Origin of the sequence: uncultured Brevundimonas sp. (assembly GCF_947305955.1) — a bacterium.
Taxonomy (GTDB): Bacteria; Pseudomonadota; Alphaproteobacteria; order Caulobacterales; family Caulobacteraceae; genus Brevundimonas.
Genome location: NZ_CAMZFB010000005.1, coordinates 55034 through 72588, shown reverse-complemented (window position 1 = coordinate 72588; position 17555 = coordinate 55034). Strand labels below are relative to the sequence as shown.

Genomic DNA, 17555 nt, shown 5'->3' with positions numbered 1-17555 from the left:
GCGGTCCGCCAAGGCCGCCCTTTTCCGTCCTGTTATCAGGCCTTTTCGACGGCCTCAGCCACGTCGTTGACTACCCGTTTGACGAGGGCCTCGTCGTCGCCCTCGGCCATGACGCGGATCAGCTTTTCCGTGCCCGATTTGCGGACCAGAAGGCGGCCCGAACCGTTCAGCGACGCCTCGGCCTCGGCCATGGCCTGTTTGACCAGATCGGTCTCCAGCGGAGCCTCCGAGGTATAGCGGACATTCTTGAGCAGTTGGGGCACCGGCTCGAACTGGCGGGCCAGCTCGCTCATCGGCACACCGGCTTCCACCAGCACGGCCAGAACCTGAAGCGCGGCCATCAAGCCATCACCCGTCGTGGCGTGGTCGCGCAGGATGATGTGTCCCGACTGCTCGCCGCCGATGTTGAAGCCGCCCTGACGCATGCGCTCCATCACATAGCGGTCGCCCACCTTGGTGCGCTCCAGCGTCAGACCCTCGGCCTTCAGGCGGCGCTCCAGTCCAAGGTTGGACATAACCGTCGCCACCACGCCATTGCCGTTCAGGCGGCCGCGCTTGGCCCAGTCCAGACCGATCAGGGCCATGATCTGATCACCGTCGACCACATGGCCCTTTTCATCACAGATGATGACGCGGTCGGCATCACCGTCCAGTGCGATGCCGATGTCGCAGCGATAGCGTTTGACCGCCTCGGACACGGTTTCGGGATGGGTGGAGCCGCACTCGGCGTTGATGTTCAGGCCGTTCGGCTCGACACCGACGGGGAATACCTCGGCGCCCAGCTCATAGAGGGTTGTCGGAGCCACGCGGTAACCCGCGCCGTTGGCGCAGTCGATGGCGACGCGCAGACCCTTGAGGCTGAGGCGTTTCGGGAAGGCCTGTTTGGCGATTTCGATATAGCGCGGCGGAGCGTCATCGATCCGCTTGACGCGGCCCAGCTTGTTCGACGGCGCGAGGTTCTCGCTCAGCGCCTCGTCCATCATGGCCTCGATCCTCAGCTCGATCTCGTCCGACAGCTTGTAGCCGTCCGGCCCGAACAGCTTAATGCCGTTGTCGGCATAGTCGTTGTGCGAGGCCGAGATCATGATGCCAAGATCGGCGCGCATGGAGCGGGTCATCATCGCCACGCCCGGCGTCGGCAGCGGCCCAAAGGTGCGCACGTCCATCCCCACAGACGCCAGACCCGCCACCAGCGCAGGCTCCAGCATATAGCCGGACAGGCGGGTGTCCTTGCCGATCACCACCAGATGGCGGCGGTCATCGCCGGTGCTGAACAGGCGGCCAGCCGCCAGACCCACGCGCAGGGCGACCTCGGCGGTCATCGGATAGGTATTGGCGCGGCCACGGATGCCGTCGGTACCGAAATATTTTCTCTCGCCCAAAGGCGCATTCCTTCACTGGCGGGATTACGGAAACCTTCCGAAACCCATTTTTTGATGCCGGATGAGCGCACAATGCTTATGTGCCAAGCTCAAAGGCGAAAGCTGAACCTTCTCGCTTACCTCAAACTGGGCCCCCGACGCAAAACCGGACCCACTTTTGTCGGAGTACAACCATGTGCGGCATTATTGGCGTGACCGGAACGGGTCCTGTTGTTCCCCGTCTGATCGACAGCCTGAAACGTCTGGAGTACCGAGGCTATGACTCCGCCGGTATCGCCGTGCAGGACGACAGCGGCATCCGCCGCCGCCGCGCCAAGGGCAAGATCCGCAACCTCGAAGCCGTTCTGGCCGAAGACCCCATTCAGGGTTCGGTCGGCATCGGCCACACCCGCTGGGCCACCCACGGCGCGCCGACCCAGGCCAACGCCCACCCGCACAAGGCGGGCCGCGTCTGTCTGGTCCACAACGGCATCATCGAAAACTTCGCCGAACTGAAGGCCGAGTTGGAAGCCGAAGGCCGCGTGTTCGAAAGCCAGACCGACACCGAGGTCGTCGCCCACCTTCTCGACCACAACATCGATGCGGGCATGGCCCCGCTGGATGCCTTCAAGGCTACGCTCGACCGCCTGACGGGGGCCTATGCCCTCGCCGTCCTGATCGAGGGCGAGAAGGAACTGATCCTCGGCGCCCGCCGTGGCAGCCCGCTGGTCGTCGGCTGGGGCGAGGGCGAGATGTATCTCGGCTCTGACGCGCTGGCTGTTGGCCCGTTCACCCAACAGATATCCTATCTGGAAGAAGGCGACTATGTCGCCATGACCCGCACCGACGCGCAAATCTTCAGTGCCGATGGCCAGCCCGCCAACCGTCCGGTCGTCAAGGTCGCCGCCTCCAGCGCCCTCGTGGAAAAGGGCAGCTTCCGCCACTTCATGGAAAAGGAAATCCATGAACAGCCGGACAGCGTCCAGCACACCCTGTCGGAATACCTCGATCTGGTGACGGCCAAGGCCAAGCCCGCCGCCGTGGACTTTGCCAATATCGACCGTATCCAGATCATCGCCTGCGGTACCGCCTTTTACGCAGGCCAGATCGGCCGCTATGCGTTCGAGAAATACGCCGGCCTGCCGTGCGATGTCGAAATCGCGTCCGAGTTCCGTTACCGCGATCCGGCCCTCGCCAAGGGCACGCTGTCCGTTGCCGTGAGCCAGTCGGGCGAGACGGCGGACACCCTGGCCGGCCTGACGTGGTGCAAGGCACAGGGGCTCAAGACCGCCGCTGTCGTCAACGTCCACACCTCGTCCATGGCTCGCGAGGCCGAAATCCTGTGGCCGACCCACGCCGGTCCCGAAATCGGCGTCGCCTCGACCAAGGCCTTTACCGCACAGGTCGCTGCGCTCCTGTCTCTGGCGATTGCCGCCGGGGTCGCCCGCGGCAAGATCACCGAGGCTGAGGAAGCCGAACTGGTCCGCGCCCTGTTCGAAGCCCCGCGCCTGATCTCCGAAGCCCTCTATATGGACAAGCCGATCCGCGTGCTGGTGCAGGAACTGGCCAAGGCGCGTGACGTACTGTTCCTGGGTCGCGGGGCCATGTATCCGCTGGCCATGGAAGGCGCGCTGAAGCTGAAGGAAATCAGCTACATCCACGCCGAAGGCTATGCCGCCGGCGAGTTGAAGCACGGCCCGATCGCGCTGATCGACGAATATACCCCGACCATCGCCCTGGCCCCGCTGGACGAGCTTTACGAAAAGACCGCCTCCAACCTTCAGGAAGTGGCCGCCCGTGGTGGTCCGGTGATCATGATCGCGCCCGCCAACGCACCGGAACTGCATGGCGAGGGCATCGAGCGTATCGCTGCGCCTGCCGTGCATCCGATCGCCGCGCCGCTGGTCTATGCCGTGCCGATGCAGCTGCTGTCCTATTTCACCGCCGTGCAGAAGGGCACGGATGTCGACCAGCCGCGCAATCTGGCGAAATCCGTCACGGTCGAATAAGGCCGTGAACCTCCCGTGCAAACGGCAGTTTAGCTAACTGCCGTTTGACGGAGGCCAGAATGCCCCTATGACTGGCACCATCATAGGCTGATCTGGATTGTCCATGTCGAGTTCACACGCCCGCCTTCGCAAGGCGGTTTTGCCCGTTGCCGGTCTGGGGACGCGCGTCCTTCCCGGCACCAAGACCACCCCGAAGGAGCTGCTGAACGTCGTGGACAGGCCCATCCTGTCCTACATCGTCGAAGAGGCGCGCGAGGCAGGGATCGAGCATATCGTCTTCGTCACCGGCCGCGCCAAACAGGCCATCGAGGACTATTTCGACCATCAGGTCGAACTGGAAGCCCAGCTTGAGGCCAAGGGCAAGACCGACATCCTCGATGTCATGAATGCCGAACTCGCCCGCGCGGGCGAGATGAGCTTCACCCGCCAGATGAAGCCCAAGGGCCTCGGCCACGCCATCTGGTGTGCGCGCGACATCATCGGGCACGAGCCGTTCGCGGTCATCCTTCCCGACGTCATCGTCGACAGCCAGCCGGGTGCCCTCAAACAGCTGGCCGACGTCTATGCCAAGGTCGGCGGCAATGTCATCGGCGTCGAGCAGGTGCCGGACGAGCAGACCCACAAATACGGCATCGTCGATCCGGCGGGCCGTGATGGCCGCTCCATCACCATGAAGGGCATGGTGGAAAAGCCCGCCAAGGGCACCGCCCCGTCGAACCTATCGATCTCGGGCCGATATATCCTGCAGCCGGAAATCTTCGACCTTCTGGCGACGCAGGAAGCCGGTGCGGGCGGCGAGATCCAACTAACCGACGCTATGGCCCGCCTGATGGGCAGCCAGAAATTCACCGCCTATGAGTATGAAGGCGTGACCCACGACTGCGGCGACAAGATCGGCCTTCTGCGCGCCAATGTGGCGCTGGCCCTGAAGCGCCCCGATCTGGGGCCGGCTGCACGCGAAGCCATTGAGGCCCTGCTGTAAAATCCCTCTTCCCCCGAGACGGAGTGTTGTCGATGCGCGTGATGATCCTTGGCGGAGACGGCTTCTGCGGCTGGCCCACGGCGCTTCACCTGTCGGACAACGGCTGGGACGTGCTGATCGTCGACAACCTCAGCCGCCGGAACATCGACAACGAGCTGGGCGTCCAGTCCCTGACGCCCATCACCTCCATCCACGACCGCATCAGGGCATGGAAAGAGGTGTCGGGCCGGACCGTCGCCTATGAGAACCTGACGGTCGGCAAGGACTTTGAGCGCCTGCTGGGCCTGCTGAAATCGTGGAAGCCGGACAGCATCGTCCACTTCGCCGAGCAGCGCGCCGCCCCCTATTCGATGAAGTCGGCGCGGCACAAGCTCTACACCGTCGACAACAACCTGAACGCCACCAACCATCTGCTGGCGGCCATGGTGGACAGTGGGCTGGACATCCATCTGGCGCACCTCGGCACCATGGGGGTCTATGGCTATACGACCGCGGGGCTGAAAATCCCCGAGGGCTATCTCAAGGTGACGGTCGATACCGACTTTGGGCCCACCGAACAGGAAATCCTGTTCCCGCCTAACCCCGGCAGCATCTATCACATGACCAAGACGCAGGACGCCCTGCTGTTCCAGTTCTACGCCAAGAACGACCAGCTTCGGATCACCGACCTGCATCAGGGCATCGTCTGGGGCGCGCAGACCGAACAGACCCGCATAGACGAGCGACTGATCAACCGTTTCGACTATGACGGCGACTATGGCACCGTGCTGAACCGCTTTTTGATGCAGGCGGCGGTCGGCTATCCGCTGACGGTCCACGGATCGGGCGGCCAGACGCGGGCCTTCATCCATATTCAGGACACGGTGCGCTGTGTGGAGCTGGCACTGAACAATCCGCCCGCGCGCGGCGAACGCGTCAAAATCCTGAACCAGATGACCGAAAGCCGCCGCGTGCGCGATCTGGCACAGATGGTGGCCGACATGACCGGAGCCACCATCGCCAACCTGCCCAATCCGCGACACGAAGCCGACGAGAACGAGCTGGTCGTGGCCAATGATGGGTTCAAGGCGCTGGGCCTTGATCCGATCACGCTGGAACAGGGGCTCATGAACGATGTGACCGAAGTGGCCCGCCGCTATGCCGACCGCTGCGACCGCAGCAAGATTCCTTGCGTCTCCGCATGGAACGAAGCGCGGGCAAAAGCACTGGAACAAGACCGCTAAGCTACCGACTTCAACCGTCCAAGGGTCCCCACCAATATGAGCCTTTCCCCTGCTACGCCGACGCTGCTGATCTTTGGCGCAGGTTCTCTCGGCACCGCCGTAGCGAAAGAGGCCAAGGCCCGTGGCTGGGACGTCCATGCCACCTCGCGCCGCGAGGCGCATCGGCAGGCACTGACAGCGGATGGTATTCAGGCCGTCGATCCCGCCGATGAAGAGGCCTTGGCCCGCGCCGCGAGCAAGGCCAGCCACATCCTTGTCACGGCACCGCCGGACAGTCAGGGATGCCCTGCGCTGGCCGCCCTGTCCCATCTGAGGGCCGCCGAGGCCTGGCCCGACTGGATCGGCTATATTTCCTCGACCAGCGTCTATGGCGACCGGCGCGGCGGGTGGGTGACCGAGGACGACGCCCTGAATGCCGCAACCCTAGAAGGAGCGCGCCGCGTCCGCGCCGAGCGCGACTGGCTGGACAGCGGGCGGGGCATGGGCCTGACGGTACAGATTTTCCGCCTCCCCGGCTTCTATGGCGCGGGCAGCAATATACTGGAGCGGCTGAAGGACGGTCGCGCCAAGCTGGTCCGCAAGCCCGGTCAGGTATTCAACCGCATCCATATCGACGACATTGTCTCGGGGCTGTTCGCCTCGATGGAGCGTCCGCGTCCGGGCGGCATCTACAACCTGACCGACGACGAGCCTTCGCCCGCCGATGTGGTGACCGAATGGGCCGCCCGCCGACTGGGCCTGCCGCAGCCGCCGGAAGTTGATCTGGACGACCCCAGCGTCAGTGACGGCATGCGCCGTTTCTATCTGGACTCCAAACGCGTCTCCAACGCCCGCGCCAAGGCGGAACTCGGCTGGCGACCGCTCTATCCGTCCTACCGCGAGGGACTGGAGAGCCTGATCCCCACGCTGGAATAGAAAAAGGCCGGAGCAACTGCTCCGGCCTTTGATCTTTGGCTGAACGCCCTGCTTAGAACGGCAGGATGTTGCGCTGGCGGCTGTAGCTCATGGTGCCGACATTGGCCCCCAGACGCAGGCCGACGCCGGTACGGACCGGAGCCAGCACAATGCCGTCGGCGCGCTGGTAGTTCACGCCCAGACCGGCCACGGCATAGGCCGAGCCTTCAACGCCCGGATAGCGGCGGTAAAGCATGTCGGGGTGATAGAGGCCGTAGACGAGGGTGAAGACGCGGCTGGCGTTGCCACCCCAGTCCCAACCGATCGACGCGCCTTGCCAGAAGACTTCGCGCGAGGCCGACATGTCCTTCATGTGCAGGGCACCACGGCCATAGCGCAGACCGGCCACCACGGCACCGGCGGCTTCCTCGCCCGCGATATAGGCGGTCGGGGCGTCGCCCTGATCGGCGAAGATGCGCTCGATGGCGCCGCCGATGGCTTCGGAGGCAATGCCCAGTTCACGCGAACCTGCCGCGACCAGTTCGTCGAAGGTATAGGCCTTGGCCGTCTGGTCCGAAGCAATCGGATAGTTCGGATTGGCAGCCTCACCACGCGTAGCGCAGGCACCAAGGCCTACGGGCAGGGCACTGGCAGCAGCAAGACCCACGCTGGTACGGATCAATTGGCGGCGGTGCATGTCGTCAAAACTCCATCGGGCATAACGGTCGCCCGACATTTCGGGCTAGCGACTACCGTCACGGCCTTTTGCGGCAGACTTGGGGCTTTAGGGTTAACCAATCATTGCAATCGCAGTTTTCGACCCCTCAAACCCAAGAAAAAGGGCGCAAAGCCGAAGCCCTGCGCCCTTGAACTTTTTTGCTGTCCTGATGGATCAGTGTTTGTCGGTCTTGGACGCGACCCAGTCCATCAGCGCCAGCAGCACACCGGACGTCACGAACGTCAGGTGGATGATCACGCCCCACATCAGCGAGGCCTGATCGATGTCATAGCCCGGCTTGCCGAGGTTCATGAAAGCCTTGAGCAGGGAGATGGCCGAGATCGCCACGATGGAGGCGATCAGCTTCATCTTCAGGCCCGAGAAGTCCACCGTGCCCATCCACGGTGGGCGGTCCACGTGGTTCTCGTCCAGATCCAGCTTGGAGACGAAGTTCTCGTAGCCGGAATAGATGACGATCAGCAGCAGATTGCCCGCCAGCGACAGGTCAACAAGGCTGAGGATGGCGAGGATCGCCGTGTCCGCCGTCATATGGCCTTCGCCAAAGACAAAGGCCTGCGGCAGGAAGTGGACCACTTCCTGCACAAAGACCGACAGCAGCATCAGCAGGGCCAGAACCAGACCCAGATAGAAGGGGGCCATCAACCAGCGCGCACGGAACAGGTTCCGCTCAAACGCCGTCTCCGCCCACGGTTTCTTCTCAGCCATCCGTTATCAGCTCCGCAGGACCGCGCCGGCCTTGGTGGCGGCGGCGACGATCTTGGACATGACAGCCTCGATCTCCGCGTCGGTCAGAGTGGCTTCACGCGGCTGGAGTTCGACCTCCAGTGCGATTGACTTCTGGCCTTCCGGCACGCCCTTGCCGCGATAGACGTCGAACACGCGCACATCGGTGATCAGCGCCTTGTCGGCACCCGATACCGCGCGGACCAGATCGCCGACCGCCTTGTCCTCGTCCACCACAAAGGCGAAGTCGCGGGTCAGCGGCATCAGGTTCGACAGATTGGCCGCACCACGGGCCTTGCCGCCCTTGCCCTTGGGCTCCGGCACGTTGTCGAGGATGATTTCGAAGGCCAGCATCGGACCATCGGCATCCAGCGTCTTCAGCACCGACGGGTGCAGGGCACCGAACTCGACGATGATGTTCTTGGGACCCAGTTGCAGACGGGCCGAACGACCCGGATGCCACCACTCACGGTTCTGACCCTGAACCAGTTGCAGGGAGCCGACCGGCGCACCGATCAGTTCCAGCAGCTCGATCAGGTCACCCTTGAGAGTGAACAGCGCATCATCGCCCGCACCCTGCCAGTGACGGTCGGCGTGCGGGGCGACCAGACCGGCGATAACCGTGCGCTGGTCCTTGGGACCATCGCCGAGATAGATCGGGCCGATTTCGAACAGGGCGGCGTCCGCGTGACCACGGGCGGCGTTGCGGGCGGCGGCCTGAATGAGGTTCGGCAGGGCCGACGGGCGCATGCAGTCGAGGTCCGACGCAATCGGGTTTTCCAGCACCAGCTTGTCGTCACCGCCGCCGAACAGGGTGGCGATCGACTGTTTGGTGAAGGACCAGGTCACAGCCTCGGCATAGCCCATCGACGCCAGGGCGCGACGGGCGGTGCGGACGCGGGCCTGACGGGCGCTGAGGATGCCACCGGCAGGCGGTGCCACAAACGGCAGCGGGATCGACGGCAGCGAGGCAAAGCCTTCGATGCGGGCAACCTCTTCCACCAGATCGGCCGGACCATGAGCGTCACGGCGCGCGGTCGGCGGGGTGACGATCCACGGGCTGCCACGCTCGACCTTGAAGTCGAGAGCGGTCAGGATTTCTGCAATGCGGTCCTCGCTCAGATCCATGCCCGACAGGCGCTTCACAAAGGCCGGATCAAAGGCAAAGCCCTGCGGTGCGGCCGGAGCCTCACCCGCCACCACGATGTCCGACGGCTCGCCGCCGCACAGGTCGAGGATCAGCTTGGTCGCCAGTTCCAGACCCGGAACGACCGAGTGGGTGTCGACGCCGCGCGCGAAACGGTATTGGGCGTCGGAGCTGATGCCCAGAGAACGGCCCGTCTGGGCGATCACGATCGGCTCGAACCATGCGCTTTCGACGAAGACATCGACCGTCTCGTCCGAGCAGCCGGTGCTCTCGCCGCCCATCACGCCGCCAAGGCCGATGGCGCGCGCGCCGCCGTTGTCGGCGATCACGCAGTCAGCGGCTTGCGGGGCGTATTCCTTGCCGTCCAGCGCCAGCAGGCTGTCGCCCTCTTGGCCGCCGCGCACGACGATTTCCGCGCCTTCCAGCTTGGAGATGTCGTAGACGTGCAGCGGGCGCGCACGGTCGTAGGAGATCAGGTTGGTGATATCCACCAGCGCATTGATCGGGCGCAGGCCGATGGCGGTCAGGCGATCCTGAAGCCACTTCGGCGACGGGCCGTTCTTCACGCCACGGATCACACGACCGGCAAAGGTCGGGCACAGTTCCGGCGCATCGATACGCACGCTGATGCTAGGCGCACCCTTGCCTGCCACAGGCTCGATGGCGGGCGTCTTGAGCGTGCCGACACCGGCAGCAGCTAGATCGCGGGCGATGCCAGCGACACCCAACCAGTCGGGGCGGTTCGGGGTAACTTCAAAGTCGATGACCGGCTCGAGGCCGAACACCTCGGCCGCGGAAGTACCGACAGCCAGATCGTCCGACAGCTCCAGAATACCGTCATTCTGGTCCGGCAGTTCCAGTTCGCCGCCCGAGCAGAGCATGCCGTTGGAGACGATGCCGCGCACCGGCTTTTCAACCAGCGTCACGTCCAGACCCGGCACATAGGCCCCGATCGGCGCATAGATGGTGGTCAGGCCCGGACGGGCGTTCGGCGCACCGCAGACGATTTCCTTGCGGCCATCGACGGTGTCGACCTGACAGACCTGAAGGCGGTCGGCGTTGGGGTGACGCTCGGCCGAGACGATCTTGGCCACGCTAAACGGAGCCAGTTTCGAGACCGGATCAGCGACCTCTTCGACTTCCAGACCGGCCATGGTCATGGCCTCGGACACGGCGTTCACATCCGCCGTGGTGTCGAGGTGGTCCTTGAGCCACGAAAGGGTGAATTTCATTACTGGGCCCCTCCGGTCAGGACCTGCTGGATCTGCTCGAGGAAGTCGGGCGAGCCGGTGAAACCGACGCGCAGGAATTGGCAGTTGATGAACTGGCAGTCCTTGAAGGCCACGGTGCCGGTCACCTTCTGCGGGCCGAGCGGTTGCAGCAGCAGGTTGCGGATGTCGCCCTGGGCGTCACCCATGTTGCAGCCGTCAAAATTGCACGCACCGATAGGCAGCAGCACAGCCGGACCTTCGATCAGGCAGTTGCGGAAGGTCTTGCCCTCGATCACAGCGGTGCCGCGACGGGCCGCTTCCAGCGCCAGAGCCGGCAGCCAGATATTGATCTTTTCGTACTCGGGGCCCTCGCCGACGGCGGGGATGGTGATGTCTGTATTGTCAGTCATAACTGTGTGCCTCAGCTCAGGCCCGAGGCCGGGTTGGGGGCCTGGAAGGCCGAGAAGCCGTAGTGGGCCAGCCAGCGGGTATCCGCTTCGAACATCGGACGCAGGTCCGGCACGCCGTATTTCAGCATGGCCAGACGGTCCACGCCCATACCGAAGGCAAAGCCCTGATACTCGTTCGGATCGAGGCCGCAGGCGGTCAGCACGTTCGGGTGAACCATGCCGCAGCCCAGAATTTCCAGCCAGTCCTCGCCGGTGTTCAGCACCAGCTTGCCACCCGAACGGTCGCAGCGGATGTCCATTTCAGCCGACGGCTCGGTGAACGGGAAGTGGTGCGGGCGGAAGCGGGCCTGCACGTCGTCCAGCTCGAAGAAGCGGGCCATGAAGGTCTCAAGCGTGGTCTTGAGGTGGCCCATGTTGATGTCGCGGTCGATCACCAGACCTTCGATCTGGTGGAACATCGGGGTGTGGGTCGCATCGGAGTCCTTACGGAAGGTGCGGCCCGGCGCGATGATACGGATCGGCGGCTTTTGCGACATCATCGTACGCACCTGAACCGGCGAGGTGTGGGTACGCAGAACCTTGCGCTCGCCCGTCTCGGCGTCCGGCTTCAGGAAGAAGGTGTCGTGCATCTCACGCGCGGGGTGCTTCGGCGGGAAGTTCAGCGCGGTGAAGTTGTGGAAGTCGTCCTCAATGTCGGGACCTTCGGCGACGGCAAAGCCCATCTCGGCGAAGATGGCGATCATCTCGTCCATGACCTGCATGGTCGGGTGGACGCCGCCCTTGCGACGCGGACGCGAAGGCAGGGTCAGATCGACGCGCTCGGCCAGCAGGCGGGCGTTCAGTTCCGCCGCTTCCAGTTCGGCCTTCTTGGCATTCAGCGCCGTGGTCACACGGTCGCGGAGGCCGTTCAGCACCGGACCGCGCTCGCGGCGCTCGTCGGGGCTCAGCTGGCCCATGCCTTTCAGCAGGAGGGAGATCGAGCCGGACTTGCCGAGGGCGCCAACGCGCACCTCTTCAAGGGCCGCGACAGTCTCTGCCGCGCCGATGGCTTGGGTGATTTCGGTTTCGAGTTGGACGAGATCAGTCATTTGCGCTGTGCTTTATCGGGCCGTGGCCCGTTCGTCACCCTCTTAGCAGACGGTGCAGGGGCCAGAATGCAAAAACGCCCGCCCCGTTGACCGGAGCGGGCGCTTTTTAAGCAGATCGTGCTTTCTCTTAGGCCAAAGACTTAGGCCAGAGCAGCGCGGACCTTCTCGGCGATTGCCTTGAAGCCAGCTTCGTCAGCGGCGATGGCAGCCAGAACCTTACGGTCCAGAACGATGCCAGCCTTGTCGAGGCCGTGGATGAACTGCGAGTAGGTGAAGCCTTCAGCGCGGGCAGCAGCGTTGATGCGCTGGATCCACAGGGCGCGGAAGTTGCGCTTCTTGTTGCGGCGGTCGCGGTAGGCGTACTGACCGGCACGGTCAACAGCAGCCTTGGCGGCGCGGATGGTATTCTTGCGGCGGCCGTAGAAGCCCTTGGCTTGCTTCAGGACCTTCTTGTGCTTGGCGTGGGACGTAACGCCCCGGGTAACGCGAGCCATGTTGTTTTCCCTTTTGGGGGGGCCCTATCGTTTGTCGCGCGGCGACAAACTGCTTGAGGGACACAAATTCAAATTCAGTGCTTGGGGAGATTAAGTCAGCCGCGCCTTAGGCGTACGGCATGTAGGACTTGATCTTCTTGGCGTCGGCGTCAGCCATGACCGAAGTGCCGCGGTTTTGGCGGATGTACTTCGAGTTGTGGCTGATCAGGCGGTGGCGCTTGCCAGCAACGCCGGCCTTGACCTTGCCCGATGCAGTGAATTTGAAGCGCTTCTTGGCGCCCGACTTCGTCTTCAGCTTCGGCATTTTAACTCTCTCTGATTGAGTGTCCGCCCCGTCATTCCCGAAAGAAATCCAGTAGCGTCCGTTTCAGAACCGCCCAGGCAATGCCTATTCGCCCGGCGATCCGTAGATACGAAGGCGCGGGTTCTAAGCCGCCCGCGCCCAAAAAGCAAGGGCTTGGCCGCCCCCAAGATACACAAACGCCCCGCGACCAAGGTCACGGGGCGTCGGTATTCCGGTCGGAAAGTCCGGATGATCGATATCCTTAGCGCGGGGCCAGGATCATGATCATCTGACGGCCTTCCATCTTCGGTGCGAACTCGACCTTGGCGATTTCGTCAAAGTCGGCCTGCACCTTATGCATCAGCTTCATGCCGAGGTCCGGGTGTGCCATTTCACGACCGCGGAAGCGCAGGGTGACCTTCACCTTGTCGCCCTCTTCGAAGAAGCGGCGCATGGACTTGGCCTTCACTTCATAGTCGTGGGTGTCGATGTTCGGACGCAGCTTGATTTCTTTGAGCTCGACGACCTTCTGGCGCTTGCGGGCCTCGGCCTTCTTCTTCTGCTCTTGGAAACGATGCTTGCCGTAGTCCAGGATTTTGCAAACCGGCGCATCCGGATTGTTCACGATCTGAACGAGATCGAGGCCAGCCTCTTCAGCCGCTTCGAGTGCGGCGGACAGCGGCATGATACCCTGCTTTTCGCCGTTCTGGTCAATCAGCAGAACGCGCGGTGCACGGATATCTTGGTTCATCGGCGGGCCGTCCTTTACGGGCGGCGCTTGCATTGGACGGCGAATGGGCGTCGTTTCCTTATGTGGTCAAAACTGTATTGGACACCGCCACGCTTTCCCGACGGCATCCAGCGGCGGGAATATGGCGATGTAAGGCCGGAAATTCAAGGCGCCGTCGTTGCGACCTTGGCCGCTCCTGCAAAGCTTTCATGCAGTTTGAGGACTTCATCACACACCTGATCGACGCTCAGGTTCAGAATGGATGCGAACTCGCCCCGCACCGGCGCCGCTGCCAGCACGCGGCCCTTGGGTCCCCACGGCGCCTTGTGCCACCACTCGCTGGGACCGAAAAGGCCCAGTGTCGGCGTGCCCGCCGCCGCCGAGACGTGCATCAGTCCGCTGTCATTGCCGACAAAAAGGCTGGCGCGCGAAAGGGCGGCTGCCGAGGCCAGAATGTCGCCCTTGCCGACAAAGTCGATGCCCCGATCACCCGCCACGGCCAGCGACGGCGCGGCAGCATCGTGATCGCCCGGACCACCGACCACCATGAAACGCCAGCCGTCAAAGCGCGGCTCGACCATCAGTTTTTTGATCAGGCCTGCCCAGCGGTCCTTGGGCCAGCTGCGGTCTTCGGCGGTGGAAATGGGGGCAAAGGCGATGATCGGTGCCGGATTGCTGCCGATGATCCCATCGGCGCGGGCGCGGGCCGTGTCATCCAGAAAGATTTCTGGCTCGGCGACCTGTTTGGCCTTCATCATGTTGGAGAAGGTGACGACCTTCATCTCACCCTTTTCCAGCGCGCGGCTGTAAAGGCGGCGCTCCTTGGCACGCAGGAACAGGCTCATGGCCGATCCGCGCACATCGGCGACCATCGCCCATTTCGTGCCAACCGTCTGACGCCATAGCGTGCGCCAGTGGCCCGAGAGCTTCTGCTTCTTCCACGGGATCACCTTGACCACGCCGGGCGCGGCACGGAACAGAGCCGCCGCCGTCGGGCCGACCGCCACCGTAATCTCGGCACCCGGTATCTGGCGTCCGATCTCCCGGATCGCGCCGATGGACATGATGGCATCACCGATGCGGTCGGCGCTGATGAACAGGACCTGCGGGCGCTCTGTCACTTGGCAGCTCCGGCGTAATAGGTGTCGTAGAGTTTGATCGTGGCGTCGAATACGGCCTCGACGCTCAGGTCTTCGATCGGTGCGAACTGGCCGCGCGTATTGTTGGACGCCACCGTCGCGGTCTTTGGCCCGCGCGGTCCGTACAGCCACCACTCGGTCGGGCCGAACAGGCCCAGCGTCGGCGTTCCGGTGGCCGCCGAGACGTGCATCAGGCCGCTGTCGTTACCGACGAAAAGCGCCGCACGGTCGATGGCGGCGGCAGAGGCGATGATGTCGGTCTTGCCAACGCAGTCGATGCCGCGATCTCCGGCCTCGGCCAGTGCGGGCGCGGCAGGCGGATGGTCCCCCGGACCACCGACGGGCATGAAGCGCCAGCCGTCAAAGCGCGGCTCGGCCTTCAGCTTGGCGACCAGAGCGGCCCAGCGGTCGGCGGGCCAGCTCTTGCCCTTCTGGTGGGCGATGGGGGCAAGGGCCAGGATCGGTCCCTCACCCGCGCCCGAATGCAGTTGCGGGTCGATGACGGCAGCAGCCTCGGCACGGGCGCGCTCGTCGATGAACAGTTCCGGCTCGAGGCTGTGCGGGGCCGACATCAGGCGGGTGATGACCGCAACCTTCGGCTCTCCGGTTTCCAGCTTGCGCGTATAGACGATGCGCTTCTTGGCTTTCAGCAGATAGGCCGTCAGCGAGCCGCGCGTGTCGATGACCGCATCCCAGCTTTGGCCGCGCACAGCCTTCCACAGCTTGATCCAGTGGCCGCCGCGCTTTTCCTTGTTGATCGGGATGATCTTCACCACCTGCGGCGCGGCCCGATAGAAGGACGACGCCATGCCGGACGTCACCACCGTGATATCCGCCCCCGGCCACTGGCGCCCGATTTCGCGCACGATGCCCATGGCGATGACACTGTCGCCGATACGGTTCGGACTAATGAACAGGACGCGCGGATTTGCGCGGGAGGGCGATTGGGACACGCGGATCGGCCTTCACTTTGCTATTGGAGGATGGCTACCCGTTTTCGGTCCCAAGCGCGAGAGGAAGACCATGGATCAGATCAAGTCCTTTGCCCGTCCCGATGGCGAAACCATCGCCTATAAACAGGTCGAGGGTTCGGGTCCGGTCGTGATCTGTGTCGGCGGCTTCCGCTCGGATATGGAAGGCACCAAGGCGCTGGCACTGGACGAGGCCGCCCGCGCCGAGGGCTGGAACTATGTCCGCTATGACCATTTCGCCCATGGCGTTTCATCGGGTGACTGGACGAAAGCCAGCATCGGTCGCTGGCGCGAGGACTGCATCGCCCTGATCGACGAACTGTCCCGTCCGGTGATCCTGGTCGGCTCTTCGATGGGCGGCTGGGTGTCGCTGCTGGCGGCAGTGGCGCGTCCGCAAGCCGTGGTGGGGATGGTTCTGGTGAATCCGGCACAGGACTTTACCGAGCGCCTCATGTGGCCGGACCTGCCCGATCATATCCGTCAGGAAATCCTGCGCGACGGCATTGCCACCATCAGCGATCCGGGTCTCGGCAGCTATCAGCTGACCAAGCACATGTTCGACGAGGCCCGCGATTGGCTGCTGCTCGACGACCCGATCCTGATCCCCGCCCCGATCCACATCCTGCAGGGCAAGCTGGACGAGAGCGTGCCGTGGCGCATGCAGCTGGCCCTGTTGGAGAAGCATGAAGGCGGCGATGTGCGCCTCGACATCATCAAGGACGGCGACCACCGCCTGTCCAAGCCGCACGAGCTGGAACGCCTCGTTCAGGCCGTCTCCGAAATGAGAAAGACCGCCGGAGCCTAAAGCCCCGACGGTCCATAACGTCCGGCCTTGGCCGCTATGTCACAGGATATAGCGGCTGAGGTCCACGTTTCCGGTCAGTTCGCCCAGTTTCTCGCGCACCACCGTGCCGGTAAACTCGATCGTCTCGCCCGCCATGTCCGAAGCGCGATAGCTGGTCTCTTCCAGCACATGCTCCAGCACGGTCTGCAGGCGGCGCGCCCCGATATTCTCGATGGTCGAGTTGGCGGTCACCGCCGCGTCGGCCAGCGCCTCGATGGCTTCGTCGGTGAAGGTGACGGTCACGTCCTCGGTCGCCAGCAGGGCCTGGTTCTGGCGGATCAGATTGGCTTCCGGCTCGGTCAGGATGCGTTTGAAGTCATCGCGCGTCAGGGCCTTCAACTCGACACGGATCGGCAGACGGCCCTGAAGCTCCGGCAGCAGGTCCGACGGCTTGGCGACATGGAAGGCACCGGACGCGATGAACAGCACATGGTCGGTCTTCACAGGACCGTATTTGGTCGAAACCGTCGTGCCTTCGATCAGCGGCAGCAGGTCGCGCTGCACACCCTCGCGCGAGACATCGGCCCCGCCCTTTTCCTGACGGGCGGCGACCTTGTCGATCTCGTCGAGGAAGACGATGCCCTCGTTCTCGGCTAGTTTCACCGCCTCGCGGGTCAGGCTGTCCTGATCCAGCAGCTTGTCGGCCTCTTCGGTGATCAGGGGCTGGGTCGCGTCCTTCACCGTCATGCGCACGGTCTTGGTGCGGCCACCGCCCAGCTTGCCCAGCATATCAGACAGGTTGAGGATGCCGACATTGCTGCCCGGAATATCCATGCCTTGGAGGGGCGAGGCATTATCGGCCAGCGAGATCTCGACCTCCTTGTCGTCCAGCTCGCCGGCGCGCAACTTCTTGCGGAAGGCATCGCGGGTGGCGGGCTGGGACGTCGGGCCGACGAGCGCGTCCAAAAGGCGTTCTTCGGCGGCAGCTTCGGCCTTGGCCTGAACCTCGACGCGGCGTTTGTCGCGCACCATGGCGATGGCGCTTTCCACCAGATCGCGCATGATCTGGTCCACGTCGCGACCGACATAGCCGACTTCGGTGAATTTGGTGGCCTCGACCTTGAGGAAGGGCGAACCGGCCAGCTTGGCGAGGCGGCGCGCGATCTCGGTCTTGCCCACGCCCGTCGGGCCGATCATCAGGATGTTCTTGGGCGTGACCTCATCACGCAGGTCTTCCGGCACGCGCTTGCGGCGCCAGCGGTTGCGAAGCGCCACCGCGACGGCACGCTTGGCGTCCTGCTGACCCACAATATAGCGGTCCAGTTCCGATACGATTTCGCGTGGAGAGAGATCAGTCATTTTTGTCT

17 protein-coding genes are annotated in these 17555 nt (G+C 63.8%); 5 read left to right on the top strand and 12 right to left on the bottom strand.

The window, feature by feature from the left end; all coding sequences use genetic code 11:
- Positions 1–35: 35 nt before the first annotated feature.
- The gene (glmM, locus tag Q0Y42_RS02665; RefSeq protein WP_297799876.1) at positions 36–1382 is read right to left on the bottom strand and encodes a phosphoglucosamine mutase; all 1347 of its coding nucleotides are present in this window, start codon (positions 1380–1382) and stop codon (positions 36–38) included.
- A gap of 173 nt (positions 1383–1555) precedes the next feature.
- On the opposite strand from glmM, the gene glmS reads away from it, so the two are divergent.
- From glmS to Q0Y42_RS02645, 4 genes are all read left to right on the top strand, one after another.
- The gene (glmS, locus tag Q0Y42_RS02660) at positions 1556–3370 is read left to right on the top strand and encodes a glutamine--fructose-6-phosphate transaminase (isomerizing) (protein ID WP_297799874.1); all 1815 of its coding nucleotides are present in this window, start codon (positions 1556–1558) and stop codon (positions 3368–3370) included.
- Between the two features lie 103 nt (positions 3371–3473).
- Complete coding sequence (gene galU, locus Q0Y42_RS02655) at positions 3474–4352, top strand: UTP--glucose-1-phosphate uridylyltransferase GalU (RefSeq protein WP_297799873.1); 879 nt, start codon at positions 3474–3476, stop codon at positions 4350–4352.
- Between the two features lie 32 nt (positions 4353–4384).
- Positions 4385–5575: an NAD-dependent epimerase/dehydratase family protein gene (locus Q0Y42_RS02650; RefSeq protein WP_297799871.1), complete on the top strand. Its 1191-nt coding sequence runs from the start codon at positions 4385–4387 to the stop codon at positions 5573–5575.
- Between the two features lie 36 nt (positions 5576–5611).
- On the top strand, positions 5612–6490 hold the full coding sequence (locus tag Q0Y42_RS02645) for an SDR family oxidoreductase (protein ID WP_297799869.1): 879 nt from the start codon (positions 5612–5614) through the stop codon (positions 6488–6490).
- A gap of 52 nt (positions 6491–6542) precedes the next feature.
- Here Q0Y42_RS02645 and Q0Y42_RS02640 read toward each other — a convergent pair whose 3' ends face one another.
- The 10 genes from Q0Y42_RS02640 to Q0Y42_RS02595 all read right to left on the bottom strand — a co-directional run bounded on the left by Q0Y42_RS02640 (position 6543) and on the right by Q0Y42_RS02595 (position 15386).
- Positions 6543–7166, bottom strand: coding sequence for an EipA family protein (locus Q0Y42_RS02640; protein WP_297799867.1), 624 nt, complete (start codon positions 7164–7166; stop codon positions 6543–6545).
- A gap of 195 nt (positions 7167–7361) precedes the next feature.
- Positions 7362–7913 (bottom strand): TIGR00645 family protein, encoded by a 552-nt coding sequence (locus Q0Y42_RS02635; protein WP_297799865.1) that lies wholly within the window; start codon positions 7911–7913, stop codon positions 7362–7364.
- 6 nt (positions 7914–7919) lie between these two features.
- Entirely contained in the window at positions 7920–10310 is a 2391-nt protein-coding gene (pheT, locus tag Q0Y42_RS02630) for a phenylalanine--tRNA ligase subunit beta (RefSeq protein ID WP_297799863.1), read from the bottom strand.
- Positions 10310–10699, bottom strand: a complete 390-nt coding sequence (locus tag Q0Y42_RS02625) for a hypothetical protein (protein WP_297799861.1) — start codon at positions 10697–10699, stop codon at positions 10310–10312. The genes pheT and Q0Y42_RS02625 overlap by 1 nt, the downstream gene beginning before the upstream one ends.
- Positions 10700–10710: 11 nt before the next feature.
- Positions 10711–11787 carry a phenylalanine--tRNA ligase subunit alpha gene (gene pheS, locus Q0Y42_RS02620; RefSeq protein ID WP_297799859.1) on the bottom strand — a complete coding sequence of 359 codons (1077 nt, stop codon included), beginning with the start codon at positions 11785–11787 and terminating at the stop codon, positions 10711–10713.
- Positions 11788–11927: 140 nt separating this feature from the next.
- Complete coding sequence (gene rplT, locus Q0Y42_RS02615) at positions 11928–12281, bottom strand: 50S ribosomal protein L20 (RefSeq protein ID WP_292050890.1); 354 nt, start codon at positions 12279–12281, stop codon at positions 11928–11930.
- A 106-nt stretch (positions 12282–12387) separates the two neighbouring features.
- Positions 12388–12585: a 50S ribosomal protein L35 gene (gene rpmI, locus Q0Y42_RS02610; RefSeq protein ID WP_123286286.1), complete on the bottom strand. Its 198-nt coding sequence runs from the start codon at positions 12583–12585 to the stop codon at positions 12388–12390.
- Positions 12586–12826: 241 nt separating this feature from the next.
- Positions 12827–13348 (bottom strand): translation initiation factor IF-3, encoded by a 522-nt coding sequence (infC, locus tag Q0Y42_RS02605; protein WP_297799851.1) that lies wholly within the window; start codon positions 13346–13348, stop codon positions 12827–12829.
- A 110-nt stretch (positions 13349–13458) separates the two neighbouring features.
- Entirely contained in the window at positions 13459–14415 is a 957-nt protein-coding gene (locus Q0Y42_RS02600) for a glycosyltransferase family 9 protein (RefSeq protein WP_297799849.1), read from the bottom strand.
- Entirely contained in the window at positions 14412–15386 is a 975-nt protein-coding gene (locus Q0Y42_RS02595) for a glycosyltransferase family 9 protein (RefSeq protein WP_297799847.1), read from the bottom strand. The genes Q0Y42_RS02600 and Q0Y42_RS02595 overlap by 4 nt, the downstream gene beginning before the upstream one ends.
- 70 nt (positions 15387–15456) lie before the next feature.
- Between Q0Y42_RS02595 and Q0Y42_RS02590 the strand changes: the two genes are divergently transcribed.
- Entirely contained in the window at positions 15457–16209 is a 753-nt protein-coding gene (locus tag Q0Y42_RS02590) for an alpha/beta hydrolase (RefSeq protein WP_297799844.1), read from the top strand.
- 39 nt (positions 16210–16248) lie between these two features.
- On the opposite strand, the gene hslU is transcribed toward Q0Y42_RS02590, so the two are convergent.
- Positions 16249–17547 (bottom strand): ATP-dependent protease ATPase subunit HslU, encoded by a 1299-nt coding sequence (gene hslU, locus Q0Y42_RS02585; RefSeq protein WP_297799840.1) that lies wholly within the window; start codon positions 17545–17547, stop codon positions 16249–16251.
- Positions 17548–17555 lie beyond the last annotated feature (8 nt).